Annotated in this window: 17 protein-coding genes and 2 pseudogenes; 4 read left to right on the top strand and 15 right to left on the bottom strand. The window is 48.8% G+C overall.

Features of this window, described 5'->3' with window-relative positions; all coding sequences use genetic code 11:
- The first annotated feature begins 44 nt into the window (after nt 1–44).
- Nucleotides 45–932: a pirin family protein gene (locus tag AB3Y96_RS19400; RefSeq protein ID WP_072308252.1), complete on the top strand. Its 888-nt coding sequence runs from the start codon at nt 45–47 to the stop codon at nt 930–932.
- 54 nt (nt 933–986) lie between these two features.
- Here the strand turns inward: AB3Y96_RS19400 and AB3Y96_RS19405 are convergent, their stop codons facing one another.
- The 4 genes from AB3Y96_RS19405 to AB3Y96_RS19420 form a co-directional block, all read right to left on the bottom strand.
- On the bottom strand, nt 987–1,406 hold the full coding sequence (locus tag AB3Y96_RS19405) for a hypothetical protein (RefSeq protein ID WP_367299991.1): 420 nt from the start codon (nt 1,404–1,406) through the stop codon (nt 987–989).
- Between the two features lie 203 nt (nt 1,407–1,609).
- Nucleotides 1,610–2,734 carry an ABC transporter permease gene (locus AB3Y96_RS19410; RefSeq protein WP_040046084.1) on the bottom strand — a complete coding sequence of 375 codons (1,125 nt, stop codon included), beginning with the start codon at nt 2,732–2,734 and terminating at the stop codon, nt 1,610–1,612.
- Nucleotides 2,734–5,493, bottom strand: coding sequence for a ribosome-associated ATPase/putative transporter RbbA (gene rbbA / locus AB3Y96_RS19415; RefSeq protein WP_367299992.1), 2,760 nt, complete (start codon nt 5,491–5,493; stop codon nt 2,734–2,736). The genes AB3Y96_RS19410 and rbbA overlap by 1 nt, the downstream gene beginning before the upstream one ends.
- Nucleotides 5,490–6,563 carry an HlyD family secretion protein gene (locus AB3Y96_RS19420; protein ID WP_367299993.1) on the bottom strand — a complete coding sequence of 358 codons (1,074 nt, stop codon included), beginning with the start codon at nt 6,561–6,563 and terminating at the stop codon, nt 5,490–5,492. Before AB3Y96_RS19420 ends, rbbA begins: the two co-directional genes overlap by 4 nt.
- Nucleotides 6,564–7,046: 483 nt before the next feature.
- Here AB3Y96_RS19420 and AB3Y96_RS19425 point away from each other — a divergent pair, with 483 nt between their 5' ends.
- A complete protein-coding gene (locus AB3Y96_RS19425) occupies nt 7,047–8,546 on the top strand; it encodes an aldehyde dehydrogenase family protein (RefSeq protein WP_367299994.1) in 1,500 nt (499 codons plus the stop codon).
- A 160-nt stretch (nt 8,547–8,706) separates the two neighbouring features.
- Here AB3Y96_RS19425 and tynA read toward each other — a convergent pair whose 3' ends face one another.
- From tynA to AB3Y96_RS19465, 8 genes and pseudogenes are all read right to left on the bottom strand, one after another.
- Entirely contained in the window at nt 8,707–10,974 is a 2,268-nt protein-coding gene (gene tynA / locus AB3Y96_RS19430) for a primary-amine oxidase (RefSeq protein ID WP_367300347.1), read from the bottom strand.
- 343 nt (nt 10,975–11,317) lie between these two features.
- Entirely contained in the window at nt 11,318–12,229 is a 912-nt protein-coding gene (gene feaR / locus AB3Y96_RS19435; protein ID WP_367299995.1) for a transcriptional regulator FeaR, read from the bottom strand.
- Nucleotides 12,230–12,364: 135 nt separating this feature from the next.
- On the bottom strand, nt 12,365–13,465 hold the full coding sequence (locus AB3Y96_RS19440) for a DUF1615 domain-containing protein (protein WP_367299996.1): 1,101 nt from the start codon (nt 13,463–13,465) through the stop codon (nt 12,365–12,367).
- A 215-nt stretch (nt 13,466–13,680) separates the two neighbouring features.
- Nucleotides 13,681–14,115, bottom strand: a complete 435-nt coding sequence (locus AB3Y96_RS19445; protein ID WP_072308259.1) for a hypothetical protein — start codon at nt 14,113–14,115, stop codon at nt 13,681–13,683.
- Between the two features lie 370 nt (nt 14,116–14,485).
- A complete protein-coding gene (locus AB3Y96_RS19450; RefSeq protein ID WP_072308260.1) occupies nt 14,486–14,830 on the bottom strand; it encodes a hypothetical protein in 345 nt (114 codons plus the stop codon).
- Nucleotides 14,827–15,114: pseudogene (locus tag AB3Y96_RS19455) on the bottom strand (glycoside hydrolase family 73 protein); the annotation flags it as partial. The gene AB3Y96_RS19450 and the pseudogene AB3Y96_RS19455, both read right to left, overlap by 4 nt.
- Before the next feature lie 198 nt (nt 15,115–15,312).
- Nucleotides 15,313–15,702: a lysozyme inhibitor LprI family protein gene (locus AB3Y96_RS19460; protein ID WP_072308262.1), complete on the bottom strand. Its 390-nt coding sequence runs from the start codon at nt 15,700–15,702 to the stop codon at nt 15,313–15,315.
- Nucleotides 15,703–16,232: 530 nt separating this feature from the next.
- Nucleotides 16,233–16,304, bottom strand: a pseudogene (locus AB3Y96_RS19465) (hypothetical protein); the annotation flags it as partial.
- Between the two features lie 974 nt (nt 16,305–17,278).
- Between AB3Y96_RS19465 and AB3Y96_RS19470 the strand changes: the two are divergent.
- Nucleotides 17,279–17,590, top strand: coding sequence for a type II toxin-antitoxin system HigB family toxin (locus AB3Y96_RS19470; RefSeq protein ID WP_367299997.1), 312 nt, complete (start codon nt 17,279–17,281; stop codon nt 17,588–17,590).
- Nucleotides 17,587–18,006 (top strand): type II toxin-antitoxin system HigA family antitoxin, encoded by a 420-nt coding sequence (locus AB3Y96_RS19475; RefSeq protein WP_072308265.1) that lies wholly within the window; start codon nt 17,587–17,589, stop codon nt 18,004–18,006. Before AB3Y96_RS19470 ends, AB3Y96_RS19475 begins: the two co-directional genes overlap by 4 nt.
- An 86-nt stretch (nt 18,007–18,092) precedes the next feature.
- On the opposite strand, the gene AB3Y96_RS19480 is transcribed toward AB3Y96_RS19475, so the two are convergent.
- The 3 genes from AB3Y96_RS19480 to caiD all read right to left on the bottom strand — a co-directional run bounded on the left by AB3Y96_RS19480 (nt 18,093) and on the right by caiD (nt 21,272).
- Nucleotides 18,093–18,776, bottom strand: coding sequence for a hypothetical protein (locus AB3Y96_RS19480; protein ID WP_367299998.1), 684 nt, complete (start codon nt 18,774–18,776; stop codon nt 18,093–18,095).
- Nucleotides 18,769–19,821: a plasmid segregation protein ParM domain-containing protein gene (gene parM / locus AB3Y96_RS19485; RefSeq protein ID WP_247650278.1), complete on the bottom strand. Its 1,053-nt coding sequence runs from the start codon at nt 19,819–19,821 to the stop codon at nt 18,769–18,771. The genes AB3Y96_RS19480 and parM overlap by 8 nt, the downstream gene beginning before the upstream one ends.
- A 668-nt stretch (nt 19,822–20,489) precedes the next feature.
- The gene (gene caiD, locus AB3Y96_RS19490; RefSeq protein WP_072308269.1) at nt 20,490–21,272 is read right to left on the bottom strand and encodes a crotonobetainyl-CoA hydratase; all 783 of its coding nucleotides are present in this window, start codon (nt 21,270–21,272) and stop codon (nt 20,490–20,492) included.

The raw sequence follows: 21,272 nt of genomic DNA on the forward strand, positions 1-21,272 counted from the left end.
GAAATATCGGTGCTTATCCTATACCCAATAACGAGCGAGCGACTATGAATAACAATCACAGCTCTATCCCACTACAGCGCATCACGTCCCGTATTAAAGACGTTGGCGGGATCCCCGTTTCGCGCGCCATTCCGGTTAAAGAACGTCGTTTGATTGGCGCATGGTGCTTTCTCGATCATGCGGGTCCATCGGTGCTTAAACACGACAGCGGTGGATTCCGTGTGGCTCCTCACCCGCATACCTGTTTGCAGACGTTCACCTGGATGCTAGAGGGCGAGGTTTTACATCGCGACAGCCTTGGCTACGAGCAAATCATTCGCCCCGGTCAGGTGAATTTAATGACGGCCGGACACGGCATTGCCCATACCGAGGAGTCAGTGCCGGGCTTCCCACGCCTCCACGCGGCCCAATTATGGATAGCCTTACCCGAAGCCGTTAAAGATATGCCGCCGCGTTTTGATCACTATCCAACGCTGCCCGTTTGGGATGCTGATGGCATCCGCCACACGCTTCTGGCCGGAGATTACGCCAGCTACCATGCGCCAACTCTGTGTTTCTCCGATTTACTCGGTGTCGATCTCTATACGCCCGATGGCTCAAATACCCAGTTAACGCTGCAGCCAGATTTTGAATATGGTCTGTTTGTGCTGGAAGGTGAGATCAACATTGAAGGCGAACGCTTTGCTGAAAATGAGCTGGCCTATATTGGCACGCAAAATACGCAGCTCAACGTCACGCTGGCACCAAAAACACGGGTGTTATTCCTCGGCGGTGAGCCTTTAGGTGAGCAGGTGCTGATGTGGTGGAATTTCGTGGGCCGCAGCAAAGAAGAATTACGCCAATCCATTGCCGACTGGAACCAAGACACGGGCCGTTTTGGCACCGTACACGGCTTTAACGGCGAACGCACACCGTCGCCAGAAATGCCATAAGCGTGTATGGCTTCGCCAAAACGGGAAGCCATTTGCTCGAATAGAACAATAGAATCAATGTGGGGTGTTTAGGACTCTTACAGGCATTTGATTTCTTATACCTTTCTTAAGGTAAGACGCTGACGACTTAAAATCATATAACCTCCCAGTGACATTGACCGTAACTTCGCCCGACGCATACCCCCATGTGAACCGATCGCTATTACTCACAATAAAAGGCTCTTCATGGCTTAATTGAATATCGATAGATCGCGGGTCGATTTCTTCCCCTATGTAGTATCGATAAGTCATAGGTACCGTTGCGCCGCCGTTATTTGTTTGAGTAACGTATAGATATAAATCATTCCCAATGGGCTGTACTGCGACAATTGTAACGTTCGGCACTGTAGGCTTTCCAACCGGAGAAAAGTATAGCGTTGCAAAAACAATAAGCCCGGCGATGATAACTGTACTAATAACCGTGCTTTTTCGCATAGTCGATTCCCTGCTTTATCCAGAACTGATCATGCGGGTCATCCCCGCATGAGAAGCCGTCGAAATAGTTAGTTCATTCTGAGAGATACCTTTCTCGAGCTTTAATTTACCCGAGTAGTTGAATTAAACAGTGCGCAAAATATCAATATTAAGAAGTAGCTCTCATCAAGATAATTTCAGTAAACGAGAGCTACCGCCCTAACCTAAGCCATCGAGCTAATGGTTTTACGGAACCGGCTCAGGGCAAAACCAAAGAACGCCATACCAATCACCAACAACGTAGCAAACTGCGGCCACACGATGCTGAAATCAGCGCCGCGATACAGTATCGCCTGCGCAAGGCTGACAAAGTGCGTGGTCGGCATGGTTTGCATAATGTCCTGCACCAGCTGCGGCATGCTTTCTCGCGGGGTTGAGCCACCCGAAAGCATCTGCAGCGGGATCAACACCAGTATCATCAGCAAACCAAGCTGCGGCATTGAACGCGCAATAGTGCCCATAAAAATCCCGATGGAGGTGGTGGCAAACAAACTAAGCGCCACGCCCAGCATAAACAGCGGAATCGAGCCTTCAATCGGCACATGTAACACGCCCTGCACCATAAAGATCAGCGATAGCCCCGAGGCCACCAGCACCACCAGCCCCATCGACCATACCTTCGCTAGCATGATTTCAAACGGCGTAATCGGCATCACCAACAGATGCTCAATGGTGCCGTGCTCGCGTTCGCGGATCAGCGCCGAGCCGGTCAGAATGATCGCCAGCATGGTGATATTGTTGATAATCGCCATCACCGCGCCAAACCACGACTGATCGAGATTCGGGTTAAAGCGCGCCCTCACTTCTAAATCGACGGGTAATGCACTCCCCGCCCGATAGCGCGCCATAAATTCACTCACTTCGTCATTCACAATGTTCTGAATATAGCTGTTGCCCAGAAATGCCTGACTCATGCGCGTGGCGTCAACGTTCAACTGAATCGCTGGCTGACGTCCAGCCAATACATCGCGCTGAAAATTCGGCGGAATATCCAGAGCGAAGGTGTAGGTTCCGGCATCCAGCAGCGGATCGATTTGATTCGAGTCGATCATCGCCGGAGGCATAAAATAGGGCGCGTAAAAGCTATTCACGATACGGGTGGAAAGCTGGGATTGATCCTGATCGGCAATCGCAATGGGTGCCATATGCAACGAGCCTGGCGTCACGGTTGCCGAGGAGTAGATCGATAGCGTGAACGAAAACACGATCAGCGCCAACATGGCTTTATCACCCAGTAAGGTGCGTAGCTCTTTGATCCCCAGATTAAAGATATTGCGTAAGCTGCGCATTAGCCCTCCTGCTTTTTCAATAGAAGAACGCTGAGCCCAATAACCACCGGAACGGCAATCAGCAGCGGGATAAACGATGCCTGAAGATCAAACAGATTAAGCGCCTTAGAGAAGGTGCCGCGAGTGATAGTTAAAAAGTGAGAGGTTGGATAAATATTACCAATCCACCGCCCGATCCCTTCTAGCGACGAAACCGGATCGATCATGCCGGAGAACTGCGTAGCGGGAATTAATGTGATGATCGCGGTGCCGAAGATCGCGGCGATCTGACTTTTCATAAAGGTTGAAATGAGCAGTCCCATGCCGGTGGCGATAATAATGTACAACAGCGCCGCCAGCGTCAGCGTGAGGAAACTGCCCTTATGCTCAACGCCAAACAGAAAGACCGATAACGCGCACAGTAGCAAAAAGTTAAACATGCCCAGTGCGATATAAGGCAACTGCTTGCCGATCAGAAATTCGGCTTTGGTCACCGGCGTCACATACAGATTGATGATCGAGCCCAGCTCTTTTTCACGTACCACGCTCAACGCGCTGAGCATCGCGGGGATCATCATCAACAACAGCGGGATCACCGCAGGTACAATGGCAGGCAAGCTTTTTACATCTGGGTTGTAGCGATAGCGGGTTTCAATATCCATCAGGATATTCCCCATATTGGCCGTTGGCTGGCGCGAAGCCATATCACTTAGCCACGCCAAGTGCATCGCCTGCACATAGCCACGCACGGTTTCAGCTCGATTCGGCATCGCCCCATCGACCCAAACGCCAATTTTCGCCGTATGTCCACGCGCAATATCACGGCCAAAATTAGGCGGTATTTCTATCGCAACGGCGAGTTCACCGTCGCGCATTCGGCGCTCCAACTGCTGATAATCGGTAATCGGCGGCTGCTCGATAAAATAACGCGAGCCAGATAGGTTGAGCGTATAGGCTTGGCTAGTGCCGGTCTGATCGCGGTCTATCACCGCAAAGCGCAGATTTTCCACATCCATGCTGATGCCGTAGCCCATGATGAACATCAGGATCACCGTCCCGAGCAAAGCTAAAGTCGAGCGAATCGGGTCGCGTCGCAGTTCCAAAGCTTCTCGACGGCTATAGCTGAACATCCGCGTGAAGCTAAAGTGATGGCTGATGGCAGGCGTTGCAGTTTCAACCTGAGGCGTGTCGGGCATCTGCTCGGGGGGCGCACCGCTATCACCAGAGGCTTCGCGCAGGTAGTCGATAAACGTGGCCTCAAGTGTGCCTAAACCACGCTGTTTCACCAATGCCTCTGGCGTATCACTCGCCAGTATTTTTCCCGCGTGCATCAGCGACATACGGTCACAGCGCTCGGCTTCATTCATAAAGTGCGTTGAGATAAAGATGGTCACGCCATCGCGCCGTGACAAATCGACCATCAAATTCCAAAACATATCTCGCGCTACCGGATCGACTCCCGACGTTGGCTCATCCAAGATGAGCATTTCAGGTTTATGGATCACCGCAACGGCGAGAGATAAGCGCTGACGAATGCCTAGCGGCAGCGCCTCTGGCAGCATATCCTCTACCTCGCTCAGCATGAATCGCTGATTCATCTCCTCAACGCGTGCAGGAATATCCTCCTCAGGAAGATGAAAAAGACGCGCGTGCAGTTCAAGGTTTTGCCGCACCGTAAGCTCGCTATACAACGAAAAAGCCTGCGACATATAGCCCACACGGCGGCGAGTTTCGATATCTTTAGGATCGACCTCCTGCCCAAATAACCACGCCTTTCCTTCGCTGGCGGGCAGTAATCCGGTCAACATCTTCATGGTGGTCGATTTACCGCAGCCGTTAGAACCGAGGAAACCAAAAATTTCGCCACGCGGTATGCGTAAATTGACATCGCTAACGGCAACAAAATCGCCAAAGCGCATAGTCAGTCCCTGCGCCTCAATGGCCACTACGTCATCCTGCGAGGTATCGCGCGGTGGAATAACCACCTTCTGATGCGCATTGCGTTTTTCTTCTGGCAACAGAGCAATAAACGCCTCTTCCAGCGTCGCGCTGCCGCTGCTTTCGCGCAGCTCCTGCCCGCTGCCGGTGGCGAGAACCCGCCCCGCATCCATCGCAACCAGCCAATCAAAGCGCTCGGCTTCTTCCATATAGGCGGTGGCGACCAACACGCTCATGTTGGTTTGTCGCTCACGAATACGATCGATCAGCTCCCAAAATTGGGCGCGAGACAGCGGATCGACGCCGGTCGTCGGCTCATCAAGGATCAGCAGCTCAGGATCGTGGATCAGCGCGCAACACAGACCCAGCTTCTGTTTCATTCCGCCAGACAGCTTACCCGCCGGACGATCGCGAAACGGTGACAGTCCGGTGCTTTGCAGTAAATCATTGATGCGCTGCTCCCGCTCTTGAGTACCTTGCCCAAACAGTCGACCAAAGAAATCGACGTTTTCGTAGACCGACAGCGTGTGATAGAGATTTTTCCCCAAACCCTGCGGCATATAAGCCACCTTCGGGCAGACCCTGCGTCGATGATCGGCATCCGCCATATCACCATCAAGAACATTCACGCTCCCCGACTGAATAACGCGCGCACCCGCGATCAACGATAGCAGACTGGATTTTCCTACGCCGTCAGGCCCAATCAGCCCCACCATTTTTCGCGCCGGAATATTCAGCGTTATCTGCTGTAATGCCTGAGTATTACCATAATGCTGGCTAACCTGCTCAAGCCGAACGATGGGCGCCGCCAGCGGGTCTTGATTAGCACCTAATGGCCTCATTGCGGCAACCTCACATCCAGATCCTCTGGCCAGCTTTTACTGTTATCCAAACGCACATAGGCCATGCCCGGCAGACCCGTTTTCACATATTCGAGGTATTTTTCCAGCAGTTCAGGGGAGATGCGCGCTTTTACCCGAAACATCAGCTTAAGACGCTCATTATCGGTCTCGACCGTTTTCGGTGTGAACTGTGCCACGCTGGCCACAAAGGTAGCTTTCGCCGGAAGACGCAGCGTTGGCGCGGCATCAAGGACAACGTGCACATCGCTACCAATGGCGACCCTACCCGCCTGCTCGGTTGGCAGGAAGAACGTCATGTATACATCGCTGAGATCGACCATATTTAGCACGCGACCACCTGCGGCCAAAACTTCTCCCGGCTCAGCCACGCGGTACTGGATCCGCCCATCGCGCGGTGCTTTCAAGGCGCTGTCTTCAATGTCAGCCGTGATACGACGCTCGGTGGCCTTGGCAGCTTCCACACGCGTATTGGCCTGAATGATGCCCGCCTGTGCAGATTCAATCGCGGCCTGCGCGGCTGACACCTGAGCCTTAGCGGATTCCAACGCAGCTCGAGCGCTTTGCGCCGCCGCCATGTCGTCATCAAGCTGCTGAGCCGACACTGCACCACGCTTAGAAAGCGCCTGTGAACGGGCATAGCGTTTATTCGCCGAGTTCAGTTCAGCTTCACGCTGCTTCACCACCGCCTGTGCCGCCAGTTTTTCACTTTGACGCTGTGCCAGTAATGACTTCGCCGTGGCGACTGCGCTTTGCGTTTCACGGATCTGTGCTTCGGCTTCGATACGCTGCTCATTCAAAACGCGCGTATCCATATGTGCCAACACATCTCCTTGCTTCACAAAATCGCCTTCGCGCACCACGATTTTGTCGATGCGACCCGCCACCTTGGCCGAAATATCAATTTCTGTTGCTTCAATACGCCCATTACTGCTAGCGAATCCGTCAGGCAAACCGGGCGCGCGCAGGCTCCACCACGCGGCAAAGGCCACCACGATAGCGATAAGAATAATTGAGTAAAAAGTGAGACGTTTTCTATTTTTGATATCCATAAATACTCGCTGTGTTCCATGCTAGTAAAAACAAAAAAGCGCGGCACTGGGCTACAGACGCAGCAAATCCGCTCTGTGAGGAAGAGTTTTGGTCAATCGAACAAAGTTAAAACTGAGGAAAAAATGCGTGAAAACGGGCAACTGCCGATCAAAATGGCAGACATCAATGCTGATTGGGGTGACGCCAACAATGGATGTTTTCATAACAAGACGTCCTATCTTTGTATGAATGAAACAAACACATTAATAGCTATTACTTATACATACTAACATGAGGAACCCTATTGTCTACGTGACTATCCCCCCGTCGTTAAGGTGCTGTTTAGGTGCTTTTATCACCTCTGTCATATCCCACCAATCGAATGTCAGGCACAGCAAATAGATAAAACTATCCTTGTTATAGACTCATGAGGTGATGACTGGTTTTGTCGCTCCACGGCAATCCCACTCTACTAATCTATTTTTCGACCGACGGGAGGGCTTATGCCCGACAACACAGTAGCAATACTCGACAGCGTTACGCGTTTTCTTGACCGTCAGCACGGACTTTATATTGATGGGAAATGGTGTAACTCCACGTCAGATGCGCGCTTAGCGATTTATAACCCAGCGACCGGCAAACAGATTGCCTCTTCTGCTGACGCAAACCCCGAAGATGTTTCGCGCGCGGTCACGTCTGCCCATCAATCCTTTTGTGGCGGTGTGTGGTCACAGCGCTTACCCGCCGAACGCGAGCGCATTTTGCTGCGCTACGCTGACCTCGTAGAACAACACGCAGAAGAGCTGGCGCAGCTAGAAACCTTGGAACAGGGAAAATCGATTAATATTTCCCGCGCCTTCGAAGTGGGCTGTACGCTGAACTGGATGCGCTATACCGCTGGGCTCACCACCAAAATCACCGGGCAAACGATGGATGTGTCGATACCGATGCCCGCCGGTGCGAAATATATGGCTTACACCCGCAAAGAACCCATCGGCGTGGTAGCCGGTATCGTGCCGTGGAACTTCCCGCTGATGATTGGGATTTGGAAGGTCATGCCAGCGCTGGCGGCGGGGTGCTCTATCGTCATCAAACCGTCTGAAACTACGCCGTTAACGCTGCTACGCATGGCGGAACTTGCCAGCGAAGCGGGTATTCCCGATGGCGTATTTAATATTGTCACCGGTAAAGGAGCAGTGTGCGGCAAAGCATTAACCGAGCATCCGTTGGTGACGAAGGTCAGCTTTACCGGCTCAACGCCGGTCGGCAAAGGCATTGCTCGCGCTGCCGCCGACCGCTTAACCCGAGTCACTTTAGAGCTAGGCGGTAAAAATCCGGCCATCGTGCTGAAAGATGCCGTTCAGCAGCAGGTGATTGAAGGCCTGATGGCAGGAAGTTTTCTCAACCAAGGGCAGGTCTGCGCCGCCAGCTCACGTATCTATATCGAAGCACCGATTTTCGACAATCTGGTTGCCGGTTTTGAACAAGCGGTAAAATCACTTTCCGTCGGCCCTGGTATGGATACCACAACACACATTAATCCATTAGTTTCGTGCCAGCATCGCGACAAAGTGGCGTCTTATCTGCAAGATGCTAAAGCCAAAAATGCCGAACTGATCAGCGGAGCCACAGGGCCTGATGCGCAGGGCTTTTATATTCCACCAACGCTGGTGATTAACCCAGATGCCGCGCTGAATCTATCGCGAGAAGAAGTTTTCGGCCCCGTCGTTAACCTCATCCGGGTCAAAGACGCTGAAGATGCGCTGTATCAGGCCAACGATACCGATTTTGGCCTCACCGCCAGCCTTTGGACCACCAGCCTGCAAACCGCGATGGCCTATACTCCGCGCATTCAAGCAGGCACCGTGTGGGTGAATAGTCATACGCTTATTGATGCGAATATGCCGTTTGGCGGGGTGAAACAGTCAGGAACCGGACGTGATTTTGGCACTGATTGGCTGGATGCCTATACCGAAACCAAAACGGTGTGCGTGCGGTATTAAGAACGGAGTTCCTCAGCAACCCCCTCCCAACCTCCCCCTTCGCAGGGGGAGGAGCAGATCGAGCGCTTAGTCAACATCGAGGCACATTCGGCTCCCTCCCCTGCGAGGGGGAGGGCTTGGGCTGGGGCAAAAAAGGTGAGGGGATCACAGCCGAAATAAACTATTCCCCTTTCTTCCCATTCAAATCCAACGTTGGCGTTTCACTGAAGAAGTTCCACGGTTTCAGCAGCGCATGCACCCATTCCGTTGGCATAATTGGCCACTCTTCCGCGCGCGCCACGTGCGTGGTGCCGGTAGTCAGCCATACCACGTTATCCGTGTTTTCAATCGACTGGTTGTCTGACGAATACTGTCCCAGACCGGTATCATGAATAGAACGGTTTGGATATTTCCCCTCAGGATAGCGCTCGTCTGGGCTATAGCGCGTCACCCACAGCTGTTTATCCATAAAGCTCAGGCGGTGATAAATCCACTCGTCTTTACCAAAGTTCGCCCCTTTGGCAATGGGATGAGTTCCGCCCGCGTAAGGGATCAGCTGATAAGAGACCGGATTGCCCATTTTGTTGGTAATGTTAGCGTTGCTCAGCAAGCGGATAGTGGAAGGATCAAACTTCTGCGCCGCCTCTTTTTCGGTTTTCACATCAACCTGATCCACCTGCATAGTACTGGTGCGCGGGCCGCCACGATCGTTTGGCTTCACGTCAGGATTCAGCTCAACCAAGCTATTGTTCTCGCCGTCGATGTCCATATCCAAACGGAAATTGTAGATATGTTGATGCGTGGTTCCCACGATGTTGTGATCGATAAGGGTGCCATATTTAGTATCTTCTTTGGCGGTTGGATCCTGCATAGTGCGCGCTTTCACGCCTTTCACCGCTTCAATTCCCGTTGCGCCCGCGTCGATGCCAATGGTGCCGTTTTGATGGAATACCCAGTCAAAAATATAGTCGTAGTTGCCCACGGTGCTGATCCAGCGCACCACCAGCTCACGGCGCTCGGCGCTCACGTTGGGCTGTCCCATTTCCTGATGCTTATATTCTGGCCCTGCGTAGCGTTCAAAGACGGCAATCGCACGCGGAATAGTCATCGGCTTGCCGGTGTAATCTGCAATCGTTTGGTCGATCAGCACCGCATTCGACGGCGCGTCTTTGCCACGTGCAATCGGCGAGGTTAAGGTGCCCATGCCGTAATCGCCTGAATCAAGATAGGCTTTGAAGTACCAGCCAATATCCGGATCGCCATAAGGCACGATCATGCCGCCCAGCGATCCTTCATACATGATCTTGCGCTTTTTGCCCTGATCGTTGTAGGTCACCGTGGAAACGATCGGGCCAACGCGAGAGTTCAACCCCACGTGGAAATCCCAGTTTTGCCAGTGGATCGTATTGCCGGTAATGGTGTAGTTTTTGCCTTCCGGCTCAACGATTTCCAGCGGTTTAATGTCTGGCGCTTTACGATCGCGGCCATCATACGGGCGCGGAGCCATCGGCACCGGGATCACTGGCCCCTCTTCTATTTTGATGATTTTTTTCTGTTCAAGATCGACCACCGCTACAAGGTTTTCGATCGGATGCGCCCAGTAGTTGCCGTCACCCACGTCCAGATAGCTGATCACTTTGAGCAAGCGCTGATCCTGCGTTAGCCCATCCTTGCCATCAAAATAGCCAACGGTCAGCGGCGTGGTGATCACCTTGCTTGGATCGGCAATGCCACGTTTTTTCAGCACGGCGGCAAAATCAGCGCTGGCGCCGATCACCGACTGAACGGTGGCGAAATCATCCAATAGCACCATGCCCTGCGCATCTTTGATTGGCGTCCACGACACCACTTTTTTATCGGTTAAATCCACCACGCTTTCCACAACGTGCTTACCATCCAGCACGGTGACATTCGCCTGACGCGGCTGCTCAACGGTTTTTCCGCTCAACACAAACTGCCAAACCTCATCTTTTGGCGGCTCGCGCAGAGAGATTTCCGTAAAGCGGAAATTATCGCGGTAGTTATCTGACGCCTTGATCGCCTCTACCGCCGTTTTGATTTCATCAGCACTCAGCGGATTAAGCGGATGCGCGCGTTTTTCAACGGCGAAAGTCTGATCTAAGCCCGATTGAAAAACTTCATTGATAAAGTCTTCCGACATATAGGCAACTTTGTCGCGAAACACCACCGGCACCGCCAGTTTCAACGGTTTACCGTTGACGATGGCTTCGTTGGTATCAGGTTTAACCTTGATATAAGCGCCGTCTTTGGCAATGGTAAACATGCGGGCATAATCATCCCACTGCACATCCGCCCCAAATTCAGCCAGCGTTTTCTCCATCGGCACCATATGCGCCGCCGCACCATGTGCCTGAGCGCTGTTTTGCCAACCCGCAGACGTCAACAGCCCAAGCGCCAGCGCAATTGCAACCGGCAGGCGTTTTTTCATCATTGTTTTGCGAGTCAGTTTTTTATAGGACTAGGTTTTATAAAACATGGTGTTATGAAACATAGCTTTATTACCTCACCGCTAAAAGTTGGCATTCATGTCAGTGAATCAGTGCGCGGGATAATCTCGACCTGGTATACGAGCGTGCTGTTGAAAATCAGTTCCTCAAGAGATCTTTTAGAGACTTTTTTGTGTCTTATTTTGGGTCTGCCGCCACGCGCTGCTACGGTTAAACAGGGCCAGCATCAACTGACCTAACTCAAACATAGCAATTCGTTGTGGGGATTAATTTGTTGTGTATGCCATCAGCTTTGTCGCTGGTGACAAACTCACGAAGATGAGACTAGCGATACTGTTTGCGGTATTCGCCCGGCGTAATGCCAAAACGGGTTTTGAACGCGGTAGAGAAATGGCTGTGATCGGCAAAGCCCCATGAGTAGCCAATATCTGACAATTTTTGCCGCACTGGCGCACTGCGCAAAGCGTTAGCGCAGAGATCAAGGCGGCGGTTTTTGATGTATTGCGCCACCACCAACCCTTTGCGCGCAAACATGCGATACAGGCTACGCACCGAAACGCCGACTTCGCTGGCAATCCACTCTGGCCGCAGCGATTCCGACTGAATATGTTTATCGATAAAAGTCAGCGTGCGGCTAAATACTTTATCCTGTGGCGCGTCATCATCACGCGCAATCAGCGCCGGACGCAGCAAGGTAGCCACCGCATCTAAAACCGCTTCGCTTTCCTGCTGATCTAACACGCTATTACGCATACTCTCTTGCACCAGCTGTTGGCTAAGCCGCACCATCGGTGCGCCCGCGGCCAATCGTTGCGCACAGCGCAAATCGGCAAACTGCAAATTACGTTCAAGATAGCCGCGCGGCAGCAGCAATGAGATTTGGCTAGAGGTGTCGCTGAAGGTAAAAGTGCTCGGTTTGGCGGCATCAATCAGGGTGATATCCCCCGCAGAAAGCAGCGCTCGCTGCCCCTCTTGCTCCATTTCAGAATGGCCGCTGAGCTGAAATACGGTGTAAAAATATGAACCGTCGCTCTGGGCAATTTCCTTTGGCGTTCGGTAAAGTTTGGTTTGCGCAATATCAACCATGCTCAAACGCAGAGCACCTGCGCGAAACTCCTGCACCGAACCACTAAATCCTTCCCCCAGCGTTTTGGCGGCAAAACGCCCACAGGCCTGATTAATGCGGGCCAGCCAGCCTTCAAAATCGGCGTCTTTTAGCGGGTTGGATGTCGTCATGCTCTACCTCACACGGATATCTTGTTGCAACTCAACGGTGGTAAAAACGTCCAATAGCAGACGCCTTTTACGATAACAACCGATTAACAGTTGAGCAACAAGGATAAATGTAAGATGCGAAGCACCGCGCAATTATCAACGCGCCTTGGCCATGCACTTCTGCCAGCGCCCATCCACGCGTTTGGCAAACCATGCGGTGGTCAGTTGGCGGGTAATCTTAGGGCTTTCCAACGTGATCCCCGGCAGGATCTCACGCGGCAGCTTTTTACCACTCGACTTCTCGGCCAGCGCATATACCTGTTTGTAGAGCGACGTTTTCTCGAAATCGATGCTATCGCCTTTCTCTAACGCTCGGCGGATGCTGGAATCGCTCATATCCAAACGCTTGCCCAGCGAACGCACGGCCAGCTCCGTGGAGCCGGGTTTATCAGTGCCGTAGTTAATCAAATCGCCATCCAGCGCCAGCTTAATTCCGCTAACGCGGCTGACCGCGCTTTGAAACGCCGCATTCCGGCTGGCGTACCATCCGGCATTGAAATCAGCAAAACGATAGATAGGCTGTGGGTAATTAGCCGGATAGCCAAGCAAATGCATGGTGCCGAAATAGACACCGCCGCGCCGGCTGAAGACTTCACGACGAATCGTCCCGTCGATTTTATACGGATAGCCTTTAGCGTGCGCTTCGGCAAACGCAATGCTGACCTGCATCGGCCCACCGGTACGTACCGGATTCAAACTGCCAAACAGTTTTTGCCCCATTGGCACCATATCGATAAAGTCATCAAAAATCGCGCTGAGCTCTTTCTCGCTGCGCACCTTATCTAAGCGTTCGCTATAGCTTTTCCCGTTGGGGGATTTGATCAACAGCGCGGTATGCACCAGAAAGTTGGGAATATGCATCTGATCGGCACGGCGATCGATCTCTTTCCATGCAATTTTCCCTAACCCCGGCACCTGTGGATCGGCTTGAAAGGTCGACTCCTGCTCGGTCACGGCTAACACCGAACACAAATTTTCTGCGGTTGGTGCAATATCCTGTGCGGTAAATGCGGCAGCGATATCCGTCGCCCAGCCCTGACGATCGCGCACGTTGCTTGGCATCAGCTTAACCAACTGTGATTTCACATCGGCCGGTCGTGGCGCAGGCGCTTGACTGGTTTGGGTTGAGCAACCAGCCAATACCAATAGGGCCAATAAACAAACGGGGCGTAACGCTACAGCATGAAAATTTGGCATTTTTCTCGAATTATCATAGAGGCAGGAGATAAGGAACGGTAACGCAGATAGCAAGATGGGTCTAGAGTTTGCAACGTCTTAGCTCTTGTCCATTTCACTTAACACTCAGCATAAGTTCTCAGATGAACCAGCTTATTTCGTTTATAAAATATAAATCTACACGCACGAATAGGCGTTTTCGACAGAGGTGACGCTCTTTTTATATGATTTATAACTCAACCACATCCTAGAGCAGAGTTTGTATCACATTTGAGTTTTTCTGATAAATCTCTAAGGCGATCTACCTCAGTTACGTTACATGCAAAAGAATACTCTTTTTTGCTATCAATATTTTTTACATTAACTCCTTTACTGTAGTTTCCATCTTCAAAATTACTAAAAATAGAGTATTTATACTTTCCATTAAAAAATGAAACATCAAAGTAGTCAGTTTGAAATCTATAATAATGACTATAAGTAAACTTTACAGGGGGAGCATTGAATCTAAACACATCATTATTTCGGTTAAGGAAATTATATTCGAATTTTTTATTTTTTTCTTTTAGTATTATATCACCTCGATCTGTTTTACATGAAAAATAAGTTACGTCAGCTAGTGCTTGAAAGCACACACAAAACAACGTAAAAACAATATATTTATAATGACTCATTATAATTCCTCTCAATTTTTAAGTCATAACCATGTTGGTTTGAACTATTGTACCGCCGTGGAAAAGATAGCCAATATTTAGATCGGATAGCCCGAATCAATGTTGCACAAAAATGCTTAATAATTAGATCTACTTCCATAACCTGCTGTTTTAAATAATATTTCCATAGCAGAAACCTCGCACCGTAATCTCCAAATAATTAGCTCTCTGCCTTTCAGGTTCATTCTGAGAAATCGAAGGGCTACTTCTTACATAGCTAATAATATCTATATATTATTATTTTAACCTGCAAACATAAGTTTAGATCCTTTAGTAATGCCTTGATAAACCAAAAGGAAGATACCAAGATTTTCTTAAGGTTCCGGTTCCATTACTCTTTCGGACCAACCCCTGTTCCTATAGGTTCTATAGAATCTGAATGAATCCACCCACTTGCAGGATCACCATTTTTCCTGAAAAACATAACCGAAGAAAAACCCTTATATTCAGCATAAACACTAACCACATCATTCTTAATGATAAAAATATTTTTAATTCGACACATTTCATCAGGAGCACTATAAAAATATACTCTCGATTTATACTTAACTATATAGTTTGACTCTGCCGTTGAATTTAATGATTGTTTTTGTTCAGCTGATATATTTATATCACTGCACTCTCCCCACGATAAAAATGAAGATACGAGAAAAGATAAAAATAATATTAATCTCATAATACCCCCTCTTTATTCATAATGCTAATCAACTTATTTGCATAATTTGGATCAGTGGCATATCCAGCTCTCTGTAGTCCTTGAGCCCAGTCTCGAGGGTCCGTGTAACCAAAGAGAAAGTGATAGCGTCTATTTTTCACAAAGAAATCCGAACGACCTGAAATGCTGTCTTCATAAGAATCATATTTCATAAACTTATCTACGATAGCTTTCCTCTCTCCGTTGAGATATTCATGAGTATTAACAAAAATGAAATTAGGATCTCCATGTGCTTTAATACCAAATAAATTATTACTCTACTCACCACTGTAAATATCAACAGGAACGTCTTTAACCTATATATTTTGCTCGATAAACACATTCGTGTATTCTGCCAATCCCCAATCGAACTTCCCTAGGTGATTCCTTCATTTGCAGAGTAAGAGATTATGCACAGACAAAAAGGATCTCAAGGAGATCCTTTCAAAACAGCCAAAATTTCACTACATGTCATTAGAAAATTCAGCTAACTCCTTTCCTCTGCTCTCTGACATTCTCGTAACACAATTGTTAATAGTTGTTTGATATGCTGAACTATTACTATCAATTTGGAAAGCATATAATTTGCAGTTAGAGTCTCTGAATTTAATCCAATCGCGCTGAGAGGTCTTAACGTTGGCTACTAACTCTCTTTTCAACACATCATCATTCATATACTCAGAATTTATTTTAGACAACAGTTCTGAGTATTTTTCATTTAAATATTTATCTGCTTCGTTCTTTTTATTTTCAGAACATAAATACACCTGACCAGAGTTTTGTATATCACTACAAACATCCGCGGCATGTGAGAATGCCGAATAAAACAAAACAATAGCTAAAACACGTTTCATTCACTACTCTCCAAATAATTAGCTCTCTGCCTTCCAGGTTCATACTGAGAAATTGAAGGGGTACTTCTTATATAGCCAATCAATTCTTGTTTATTATTATTTGAACCTGCAAGCATTGGCTTAGGCCCTTTAGTAAACCCTTGATAAACCGAAAAGAGGATATCAAGATTTTCTTAAGGATCCGGTTCCATTACTCTTTCGGACCAACCCCTGTTCCTATAGGTTCTATAGAGTCTGAATGAATCCACCCACTTACAGGATCACCATTTTTCCTGAAAAACATAACCGAAGAAAAACCCTTATATTCAGCATAAACACTAACCACATCATTCTTAATGATAAAAATATTTTTAATTCGACACATTTCATCAGGAGCACTATAAAAATATACTCTCGATTTATACTTAACTATATAGTTTGACTCTGCCGTTGAATTTAATGATTGTTTTTGTTCAGCTGATATATTTATATCACTGCATTCCCCCACGATAAAAATGAAGATACGAGAAAAGATAAGAATAATATTAATCTCATAACAACCCCTCTTTATTCATAATGCTAATCAAATTATTTGCATAATTTGGATCAGTAGCATATCCAGCTCTCTGTAGTCCTTGGGCCCAGTCTCGAGGGTTCGTGTAATCAAAGAGAAAGCATTCGGTTGAGCTACATCAGGTTGGCAGGTTGATTTGATAAGAATAAACGAGCTAGAAAAACGGAGGTTTTTCGTTCCTCTCGAACCTGAATAAGGGGCTGTACAGTAAGTGTCATTAAGGCGATAGGCTACGATATGCCCATCGGTCATACTTTGTAATCCCGTCACCTTATTCGCGTCGACGAGATCATCAGTCAGCTTGGCATTCGGAGCACAATTTGCGTCAGTTAGATGAATACCACCGTGCCAATGGGCGCTAACATTCAATAACCAGTTTCCAGAAGTCTCACCATGTACCTTTGCCAAAAAATCCTCTGTTGAGGCATAGGATTTTCCAGATGCAGTCATTACAGGTAATATCACTTTCATAAAGCTATCCATCGCTCACAAAATCATAATATTACTCCGTGCCATTCCAAAAAATACGGGAAACACTCCATAGTTGAGATTTTTAAGACATTACCCACAAGTTTCTAGCCCTCCCTCCTACTACATCTCAGAACGCTTGCACTATTCGCCTTTAGAATTCATAAGACAACATCACACTAAAGCATGAAAATTTGGCATTTTTCTCGAATTATCATAGAGGCAGGAGATAAGGAACGGTAACGCAGATAGTAAGACGGGTCTAGGGTTTGCAACGGCGTGTGGTTTATATCAGCCGTTTTCGCGAGGAGGATTCCAGATAAAAAAACTAACTATGAACAACCTCTACGGTCCATTTCATCTTAATAACAGTCGGAATATAGTTTTTGCGCTGAGAGACAAGCCATTCTCTTCTGAACAAGAAACAAGTCGCCATCCTAGAAGAGTGATGACCTCATCAGCGACCAAGGATTGGGTAAAAATGTTTAGTTCACATATTGTAAACCAAACATTGCGCGCCTATTATGTTCACATGATGTAAACAGAGAGCCGGACATGCACATCATATCTCGGGATCCGTTTGAAGATGCCGCGCGAAAGTTTCCAAACGATGTCGCATCTCTCATCGCAGCATACCGATTGCTTAAAGAGAATGAATTTGAAAGTCCTGAGGAATTACGCAAGCTATTCCCTAAACTTGATAATTTCAAATATAGGAACAAGTGGTGGGTAGTCAACATTGGCGGAAACAATCTGCGGATGATTTCCTACATCAACTTTGTAAACCAACGCCTTTACGTCAAGCACATCGTCACCCACGCAGAGTATGACAAGCTAACGAGGCAGTACCGGGAGATAAAAGAATGATTGTAGAACCGACCAAAGCGCTAGAGGCCGCAAAAGTATTGGTAGATGCCGTTCCTTTTTTAGGCGGAAATACGTCTGAGGAGGCCTATCGCGATGCGCTCGCTATGGTTGATTATCTTATTGAGCACGATGACGAAAGCCCTTTAATCGATTTTCTCGCGTTAAAAATTGCTGAATATGAAAATAACAATGAGCGATTTAAAGCCTTCAATCAGGCCGTGACTGATATGCCAACCGGCGTGGCTGCGCTACGGGTTCTCATCGAACAACATCAGCTTTCCTACTCAGATTTAGCCTCGGAAATCGGTTCAAAAAGTCTTATCAGCATGATTTTATCCGGCAAGCGCTCATTAACCATTGAGCATATCAAAGCACTCTCAAAGCGCTTTAACGTTAGGCCAGACCTGTTTTTCTAATGCGATTCGGTCGGTATCAATATTCGTAATAAAAAGCCACGTTAAACGTGGCTTTTTATTCATGAAAGTCAGGCTGGTTCCCCAACCTAGAAAATCCCTTTCTGACGGATTTTTTTCATTTTTTCGGTCGGTGGTGCGATGTCAGCCAAATCAACTTCTTCCGCGTTGCCGTTACGGGTTGGCTCTACGGATGCTGGCGCTCGCTGGCTAAGGCGCAGCTGCTGGAGCTGTAAATTTTGCTGTTCCAGCAGTTTGCTCATCCGCGCAAGCTCGCTGCGCAGATGCGTAAACTCAGCCTGTTGCTCGGCGCTAATCCCTTCGGCTTGAACCGTTTCACTCAACGCAGCAGGCGTTGGCTCAGCGGTTTTTACTTCAGGGATCGACTGTTCAAACACCTGACGCAGTTGCTCTAGCTGCTGTGCCGAGAAATCGGTGCTTTGCGCTGAAGACGCCGCCGGAGTTTCTATCGGTAAAAGCTCGCAGCGCACCAGTTCTTCAGCTAATTCAGGCAGCGTTAAGTGTTCGCGCCCTATCGATTCTGCCACATGATGACAGAGCTGCGGGTTGAGCTGATGCAGCTGTAAACCCGCCAGGTACACATTACGATGAAAAGTACGAGTTTCCATATTCACATCGTTGCGATCGCTACCGCTCTGTTTTAGCTGACGGTGCAGCTGTTGCAACACCGTCATGGTACGTAAATCGGCCTGTGACTGAGCGGGGCTGAGATAAAGCGAGAAGTTAACTCGGCTCGTCTGCCCTTTACTCATTTTCCTCTACCTCAAGCATCAAAGGCTCTGCCAACGCATCGGCCCCAGCCTCTGAGTGATACAGGCAAATTTCACGCGACAGCGCGCTCTGCGGATTATCAATGGTGACAATTCGATCGCCCAGCGTGGAATAGGCTTCGCGGATCGCTTCTTCAATCAGCGTTGCTCCACCGCCCACTAGATAAACGCGGTTGGGGTTTTTGGCAAACTTCTTCGCTTCATAGGCCACCTGATCGCCTAACTCACGAATTTTGGTTTCAATGCGCTGCAAGATGTCTGGAATACGTGTTTCGTCATTCACCACGCTGCGCACGAAAGCCATATCGTGACGGCGTTTAATCAGCTCATTCGCGACCAAATAGCTTGAATCGCTGTCGGCAGAAGCCAGCGCTTTACGAATCGCATCCGTCACCATCGCCACACCGATTTCGTTGTTGCCGTAAATCGCAGACACATCGTCAAATTCACCGACGATCACGCCCATATCCAACGTGGTACCGCCGCAGTCGACCACTAAGGAGCGAGTGAATTCGCTGGTTTCAGAATTCAATAAATGCGAAAGCGCCGCAGGCAAACTTTCAGGCATCACTTCAACGCCAACGATTTTAAACAGCTCGCCTTTGTTCAGGGAGATTTCGCGCATCAAATTGCGACGTTTGGCTTCAATTTTATCTTCGTTGCGCTGGCAGTCATCGGGGTTATAGAACTGGGTAATCGGCAGCGTCACCACTACATCAACTTCACACGGCTCAAGACCGCTTTGCAGCAGGGCATGGTGCACCGCCAGCAGGTTTAAATCGTCATACTGATATTCAATATGCGTGGTCGATAATGCTTTATCGGAGGTCGCATCGTAGGTGTATTTGGTGGTGCCAATGGTGTAGTTGAATACCTTTTGCCCGCGCAGCAGGGCCGCACTTTTCCAGTCTTTGCGGAATGAGTTAGGGGAAACAACGGTTTTTAGCGTGCCGTTCTCAATCCAACTAATTTTGACGTTGGTAGAGCCATCATCGATGGCAAATTTCATGCGGGCTTGGGTGGTCATAGCGTTTGTCTCAATGAGCATATTGTGTGGGCAAAGCCAGCCATAGCAGAGCGCTTTGATGGGGCTTTGTCTAAAATTTTTAAAACCAATAAACAGGATATTCGGAGAGGGGATATCGACAGCGATATCTAAGCGAATACATCAATGCGAATGAATCAATGTGAATAAATCAATTGCAGAATATTGCTTCATCTCCCCGCCATCAGCAGAGATATCCTTAGAAGGTTAAGCGAATTGTATCTTATGCCAGCGACGTGTTGAGGAAATGCTAACCGCATTATGATGCATGTCAGAAAGGTGAGATCTTTAAAAAATAATATTTAAGTTCTGTATTTGGTGTGTCGCTATCGATCTTCTATTGCTTCAGCGGCATGTTTTATATAGCGTTCAAAATTAAAGCAGCGGCCCTATTTCTGACCGCTGTGATAATCCTATCGCGCTGTTATCCCACGCATGAAGAGACATTTTTCTTGCACCTTGGGCACCACGTTTGGCACTGATTCAGCATGCTGTAAAGCTGGCCTCTAATTCGCAGACTACAGCTCGGGCACATCACATAACGTGAGCCCAGCAAACTTTGCATACCCGCATTGTTTGCTGATTTGTTTGCTGAATTATTTGCTGTACCGGCGCTCTGCTGCGGTTTCACCGGCTTACATGCCATGAAACTAGCGCCCTTTCCAGACCGGTTCACGTTTTTCTGCAAAAGCGGTAGGCCCTTCCAGCGCATCTTCGGAGTGCAATACTGACGGGTAGTGTTTTAGCTTGCCGCTGCGCGCATGACGATACCCTTCTTCAACCGCCAGCTCGCTGGTTTCACGATAAATTTCTTTAATCGCCGCTACGGCAAGCGGGGCGTTAGCCGCAATTTGTGCTGCCAACTCACGGGCATGTGGCATGAGCTGTTCGCTGTCCACCACCGCATTCACCACGCCCCAGCGCAGCGCTTCCTCCGCGTCCATGCTGCGGCCCGTCATCATCATTTCCATCGCAATCGCCGGAGGCAAAATCTTCGGCAAACGCAGCATTCCGCCGCTGTCTGGCACAATCCCTAACTTCGCTTCAGGCACCGAGAAAATGGCATTTCGCGAGCAGATAATCATATCGGCAGCCAGCGCCAGCTCGAATCCACCGCCGAAGGCATAACCATTGACCGCTGCGATCACCGGCTTATCCAAATTAAACAGCTCGGTGAGGCCCGCAAAACCGCCGGGGCCGAAATCAGCATCAGGCGCTTCACCTTCGGCGGCGGCTTTTAAATCCCACCCCGCAGAGAAGAAACGCTCACCCGCGCCGGTAATAATGGCGACACGTAGCTCAGGATCGTCACGAAAAGCGATAAAAGCTTCGCCCATCGCAAAACTTGTTTTGGCATCAATCGCATTGGCTTTCGGTCTGTCTAACGTAATTTCTAGAATGTAGCCATTACGCTTAATATGTAATTCACTCAT

Origin of the sequence: Hafnia alvei, from assembly GCF_964063325.1 — a bacterium.
Classification (GTDB): Bacteria; Pseudomonadota; Gammaproteobacteria; order Enterobacterales; family Enterobacteriaceae; genus Hafnia; species Hafnia alvei_B.